The sequence below is a fragment of the Pseudarthrobacter sp. genome (assembly GCF_036675385.1).
Lineage (GTDB): Bacteria > Actinomycetota > Actinomycetes > Actinomycetales > Micrococcaceae > Arthrobacter.
In genome coordinates this window covers 1-5,885 of the sequence record NZ_JAKFFD010000175.1, presented here as the reverse complement: position 1 = coordinate 5,885, position 5,885 = coordinate 1, and the positions used below count along the sequence as shown (strand labels likewise).

The window sequence follows — 5,885 nt, the reverse complement described above, 5'->3', positions numbered from 1 at the left end:
ATAGGCTCCCAGATCTTCGATCTGGACCAGTTCCGTCAGGAAGTCGCCGCGCTCGCTGAGCTGCCGAGGTTCCCCGTGTACGACTTGGGAGGCGGGCTGGCCAGCCGGTACACGTCCGAAGACCCGGCGGCCAGCGTGGAGCATTATGCGGAAACGCTCGTCGGCGCGGTGCATGAATATCTCGGTAAGGATGTGAAGCTCATAGTGGAACCAGGCAGATCGATGGTCGCCTCCACGGGCATCTCCCTGTACCAGGTCGTGACCGTCAAACGCGGAGTCCGGACGCACGTCGCGGTGGATGGGGGGATGGGCGATAACCTGGAAGTATCTCTCTACGGCCAGCGGTTCCAACCATGGATAATGAACGCTGATCACCGACTCGAGATCAGCGACGTCGTCGGCCGGCACTGCGAGTCGGGCGACGTTCTGGTGCGGGACGCGGTGATGCCGAGAGCGGTCGTGGGTGACCTTGTCGTCGTGCCGGTCACAGGCGCCTACACCTACACAATGTCCAACAACTACAACGCGGCATTCCGTCCTCCAGTCGTCTTCTGCCGCGACGGGAAGTCGCGCCTGGCAGTCCGGCGGGAAACCATCAACGACTTGTTGGTGCGGGAAGTGCTTCTATGACACGCCATGCGGTGCCTCAAGCCGACCTGTTGGCAAAGATCCTCGTCCTCCTTTCGGAGGCCCACAACTGGTGGCCTATGCCAGGAGCAGCGGTATGCGTGGTCAACCGGCATGGCGAAGTCATCACCGTCTGCAGCGGTAGTTCTGGTCTCGGCTCAATGGAAGTCGTGAGCGCAGGTACGCGTTTTGAGATCGGCTCGATCAGCAAGTCGTTCAACTGCCTGGTCCTGCAGCAGCTCGCCGATGAAGGGCTCGTGGACATCTCCGCGCCGGTAGCGAGCTATCTTCCTTGGTTCAGGGTGCAAACCGAGCACCTGCCCATCACGCTTCGCCATCTCATGCAGCACACGAGCGGTCTCATTGCCGGTTCCGACGCGTTGGCTGACGCGTTCCCTCAAGCCGTCACGCTCGCTGACACAGTGACCGGCTCCGCGCCCGGTGAGTTCTTCCACTACTCCAACGCCGGCTACATCCTCCTCGGACTAGTGATAGAGCAGGTCACCGGTCAACGGCTCGCCGACGCGGTCCAGCAGCGCATACTGCACCCCCTGGGCATGGGAGACTCCAATGCCTCCATCGCCAGCGGGACGCATCACCTGATGGCCGCAGGAACGCAGCCACTACACCACGACCTGCCGGTCCTGCCAGGCGATCCCCTGCTGCCGGCCCCATGGGTCGAGGCAGACGGTGCTGACGGAAATGTCGTATCCACAGCGACGGACATGGGCCGTTACGCCAGAATGCTCCTCGGTCGCGGGGAGATCGACGGTGTTCGCATCATCAGTGAGGGCCGTTTCCACGAGATCACCCACGACGTTGCCCCACCTGACTCCCTAACGCCTCTCCCCGGCAGGTACGGGCTCGGCCTGATTGTTGAAGAAGATCACGGACACACGCGACTAACCCATAGCGGAGGGATGGTGGGATACAGCTCCCATCTTGCCGCCGACCTGACATCCCAACTGGCCGTCGTCGTGCTGACCAACGCGAACGGGGGCTCCGGGCCCGCCGAGCTCTTGTGCCGCAACATTCTGGACATCGTGACACAGGGTCCCGACGACAAACGCTGTGCATTGGACCGCACGCAAGTGCGGGATGCAGGCCGCTACGAGGGAACCTGGACCGACGGGGCCTTCAGCATCGAGGTCTCACGGGAACAGTCCGACGGCCGGCTAACGCTCACGTCTGCCGGGGAGAGCGGCGCTTTGTACGACTCTACGCAGGGCCGGCTCGCCTGCTCACATCCTCAATGGCGACAGTTCCACCACCGGCTGGAAGAGTGGGATGGCGAGGCGCGCTGGACTTACGGAGACAGGTGTCTCACCCGGACAGGACGCCCGGGCAGCACCAATGGATCGAAGACCGGCAACCCGATGGTCGGCCACTACCGCTGCTACTCACCCTGGTACCCCAGCTTCAGGATCGTTGAACAAGACGGCCGCCTTCGGCTTATAGCGGCCACGGGAGTAGAAGCTCCCAGCGACAACCCCGTCCTTGTAGAGGTTGAACCGGACACCTTCCGTATAGGTCTGGATCCCCGACTGCCTGAACGCCTGGTCGCGGGACCGAAGATCGACGGCGTCACGGCCTGGGTTGAGCGCGACGGTTTCCGTTACTCCCGGTTTTTTCGTCCCTAACGGTTCTAGTCAGAATTCCACGCCGACGAATGTTTCCACACAGTGCATCCCGCTGCCGATCAACCGTGTGCACGGCCCCCGGAAGCCGTGCCAACTGAGACCCCCGGCACATTCCGCCGAGAAAGAGACCAACATGATCAAACGCCACTCGGACGTCGTCCTGGAAATCACCGCCCACGACGCTGCCACCGTCGAAAACGACTTGAACACCGCAGTCGACATCGCCCGCGAACATGCCGTGAAGGAGCGCCGCCACGGCATCTTGGTCACCCAGCACGGCTATACCAGCTACACCGTCGCCATCAGCCGCGATGTCCCTTACGGACAGACGCACGAACGGCGCGAACAAACGGCGAACTGACAGACCAAGATCGGCCCTGACCGCTGAGGTTCGCCGAACCCGCCCCCGGTGCACTGACCCCGGTCTCCCCAGCACAGGCGGACCGGCCCGGTCCTTATTGGAAGTGAGCACTTGAAAGTCCGCGGAATCCACCAGATGCCCTCGCCAGGCTGGGGCCAACGGCGGGCCGGGAGGAGGAAATGTACCAACGCCCAGAGGTTGTCGGCCCCGGGGGCCTGTGTTCAGCTCTCAATAAACACTAGGCGCAACGGGCCTGTGATGACGCTCGGGTGTAACCGGTATGCCCGACTTCCACCAGGTCGACGGACGAGTTAGTGATTTGGGTTCCCAGCAGCAACCTCCGACGGGCATCGGAGCGTCTGCGAGCGAAATCGGGCATTGCTGGCGATCACAGGCGTGGAGCCCGCGGCGCACAACCCGGGATCCGGTCAGTATGAAAGTACCGTACAAGGAGTTGGGACGCGTGAAGTTGCTGCCAGAACTGAGAGCTGACCGCGAGGCACTGGAACACAACGTTCAAATCATGGCCCTGTGGTGCAGAGAACTCGGAGTTGAGCTCGCCCCGTATGGAATGGACTCTAGACAAGCCCTACTCCACTCGGAGGTCTTCTTCGTGTCCCCCCACTACGCCGAACATCACTAACGTCAGTGGTCTATACAGCTAGGTCAGTTTGATCTGGCGGTTCATGTCCTTGTAGAGCAGGTAGCGGAATTCGCCAGGGCCGCCCGCGTAGCAGGCCTGCGGGCAGAAGGCGCGCAGCCACATGAAGTCGCCTGCTTCCACTTCGACCCAGTCGTTGTTGAGCAGGTACATGGCCTTGCCCTCCAGGACGTACAGGCCGTGCTCCATGACGTGGGTCTCCGGGAACGGGATGACCCCGCCCGGCTGGAACGTCACGATGTTCACCTGCATGTCGTGGGCCAGGTCGCTGGAATCCGTGAAGCGGGTGGTCTTCCAGGCGCCGTTGGTATCCGGCATCGCGGTGGGTTCCACTTCGGCATCACTGGTGACGAAGGACTTTGCCTCGTAACCCTCCAGCCGCTCGTAGGCCTTGCGGATCCATTGGAAGGACACAATATCGTCGGAGATGTTTTCCAGGCCCCAGGTGGCACCGGCGGCCAGGTAGGCGTAGCCGCCTTCCTCCAGCTGGTGCAGTTCGCCGTCGAGCGTCAGGTTGACCTTGCCCTTGGTGACAAAGACGACGCCTTCAACGCCGGGCTCAAACTCGGCCTTCGGAGCGCCGCCGCCGGGGCCAATCTCCACGATCAGCTGCGAGAACGTGGTGGCAAACCCGGAGATCGGGCGGGCCAGGATCCAGGAGCGGGTGTTGGAGAAACCCGGCAGGGTGCTGGTCACGATGTCGGTCATAACGCCCTTGGGGATGACCGTATAGGCCTCCGTGACGATGGCCCGCTCCGTGGTGAGGTGCGTCTGCGGCGGCAGCCCGCCCTGGGGGTAGTAGTACTTGCCCATCATTGGATCCTTACTTTGAAGTGGAGTGTGCCAGCCGCGGGTGCGCCAGTGCGGTCAGCTGGGAAAGTTCGACGCCGGCGAGCGCCTGGACCTCTTCGGTCCCCACTGCGCCGCACTGGACGCCGCGCAGGACGAAGGCGGCCAGGGCCCGGGCGGTGGCGGGTTCGTCCATGACCCCGCCTTCGGTGCCGTCTGCGTTGTCTCGTTCCACGTAGGTGCGCAGGCGTGCCGCGGCGGCCGGAAGCCCCTCGCGGTAGAACGCATACGTGGCGGCGAAACGGCTGGGCAGCTGGGCGGCGTGCAGGTCCCAGCCCTGGTAGTAGCCGCGCTCCAGCGAGCGGCGGACGAGGCGTCCGTGCAGCTTCCAGGCATCCTCGACGGCGTCGCCCACCGGGATGATGTTGGTGGAACCGTCGGAGAGGCGGATGCCCGTGCCGGCGACGGCCAGCTGCATGACTTCCTTGGCGTAGTCCGCCACCGGGTGCTCCATGGACTGGTACTCGGCCGAGATCTGCAGCGACGCGGAGTAGTCGTAGGTGCCGTAGTGCAGGGCGCTGATGCGTCCCGGGACCACGTGCGGCAACTGCGCCACAGGGGAGGTGCCTTCCGGCCCGAGGATCAGCTGTGGCGTCTCCACCTGGACCTCGAAGCGGAGCCGGCCGGCGCGAAGCCCGTGGACTTCCTCCATCCGGGAGACGGCGAAGTCCATCGCCTGGACCTGGGCCACGGTAGTGACCTTGGGCAGGGTCAGGATGAGCCCGGCAGGAAGTTCGCCGGCCTGCGCGAGTGTTGAGACGAACAGATCCAGTGTCTTCAGGCCGCGGGCTCGGGTGGGCGCCTCAAAGCACTTGAACCGGATGCCGATGAACGGCGGCGCGGTGCCGGCCGCGACGGCGGTGGCCACAGCGTTGGCGGCCGCGACCGCTGCCGCGTCCTCTGCCTCATCGCCGCGGTCGCCGAAGCCATCCTCGAAATCGAGGCGCAGGTCCTCGATCGGTTCCGTGCGCAGCTTGGCACCGACCCGTGCGGCGACGGCGGCAGCCAGCTCCGGCTCCTGACCCAGCAGCGCGCCGAGCTTCTCGAGCCCGCCGTGAGCCTCCGCCGTCGTAAGCGCCTGGGCACCCCAGTCGGCAGCGAACGACGGCGTGAAACGGTCCGCCGGCACGTACACGGTGTGCACGGGCTGGCGGGTGCCGTCGTCGCCCGGGTAATTACGTTCCAGCAGCTGGTCGGTGGCGGCCAGCTGTGCGTCGATGGCGGCAAGGTCCGCCGCGGAGAGCGACGGTGTGGGGGAGACCGCCATGACTCAGCCCACCAGTTCGTAGGCCGGAGTGGTGAGGAAGTCCGTGTAGTCCTCGGACAGGCAGATCTCGGCGATCAGCTTGCTGGCCGGCTGGTAGTACAGGCGGAAGGCCTCGTCGCCGAATTCGGTCCGGAGCCGTTCCGTTTCCTCGCCCAGGATCTTTTCGACCAGTTCGCGGGTGACGGTGTTTCCGGTGTCGGCGAGGACGGACTTGTTGCGGATCTGCTGCCAGACCTGCGAGCGGGAGATCTCGGCGGTGGCGGCGTCCTCCATGAGGTTGTGGATGGCCACGGCGCCGTTGCCGGAGAGCCAGACGGCGGTATAGGCGACGGCGACATACAGGTTCAGGCGCAGCCCGCCCTCGGTGACCTGGCCGTCAGCCGAGGCGATGTCGATCAGCTGGTCCGCAGTAACCGAAACCTCGGGGCGCTGCTTGTCCAGCTGGTTCGGGCGCTCGCCGAGGACGGCGTCGAACACCTC

General features: G+C 64.5%; 5 protein-coding genes and 1 pseudogene. 3 read left to right on the top strand and 3 right to left on the bottom strand.

Going from position 1 to position 5,885, the window contains the following annotated elements; genetic code table 11:
• The 3 genes from V6M49_RS15330 to V6M49_RS15320 all read left to right on the top strand — a co-directional run.
• On the top strand, nt 1–630 hold a 630-nt coding region (locus tag V6M49_RS15330), incomplete at its 5' end, for a diaminopimelate decarboxylase family protein (protein WP_442959743.1).
• Nucleotides 627–2,267, top strand: coding sequence for a serine hydrolase domain-containing protein (locus V6M49_RS15325; protein WP_332761831.1), 1,641 nt, complete (start codon nt 627–629; stop codon nt 2,265–2,267). The genes V6M49_RS15330 and V6M49_RS15325, both read left to right, overlap by 4 nt.
• Before the next feature lie 133 nt (nt 2,268–2,400).
• Nucleotides 2,401–2,628, top strand: coding sequence for a hypothetical protein (locus tag V6M49_RS15320; protein WP_332761829.1), 228 nt, complete (start codon nt 2,401–2,403; stop codon nt 2,626–2,628).
• Between the two features lie 661 nt (nt 2,629–3,289).
• Here V6M49_RS15320 and V6M49_RS15315 read toward each other — a convergent pair.
• From V6M49_RS15315 to V6M49_RS15305, 3 genes and pseudogenes are all read right to left on the bottom strand, one after another.
• Entirely contained in the window at nt 3,290–4,102 is an 813-nt protein-coding gene (locus tag V6M49_RS15315) for a bifunctional allantoicase/(S)-ureidoglycine aminohydrolase (RefSeq protein WP_141142209.1), read from the bottom strand.
• A 10-nt stretch (nt 4,103–4,112) separates the two neighbouring features.
• On the bottom strand, nt 4,113–5,405 hold the full coding sequence (locus V6M49_RS15310) for a DUF6986 family protein (RefSeq protein ID WP_332761828.1): 1,293 nt from the start codon (nt 5,403–5,405) through the stop codon (nt 4,113–4,115).
• Between the two features lie 3 nt (nt 5,406–5,408).
• A pseudogene (locus V6M49_RS15305) lies at nt 5,409–5,885 on the bottom strand (malate synthase A); the annotation flags it as partial.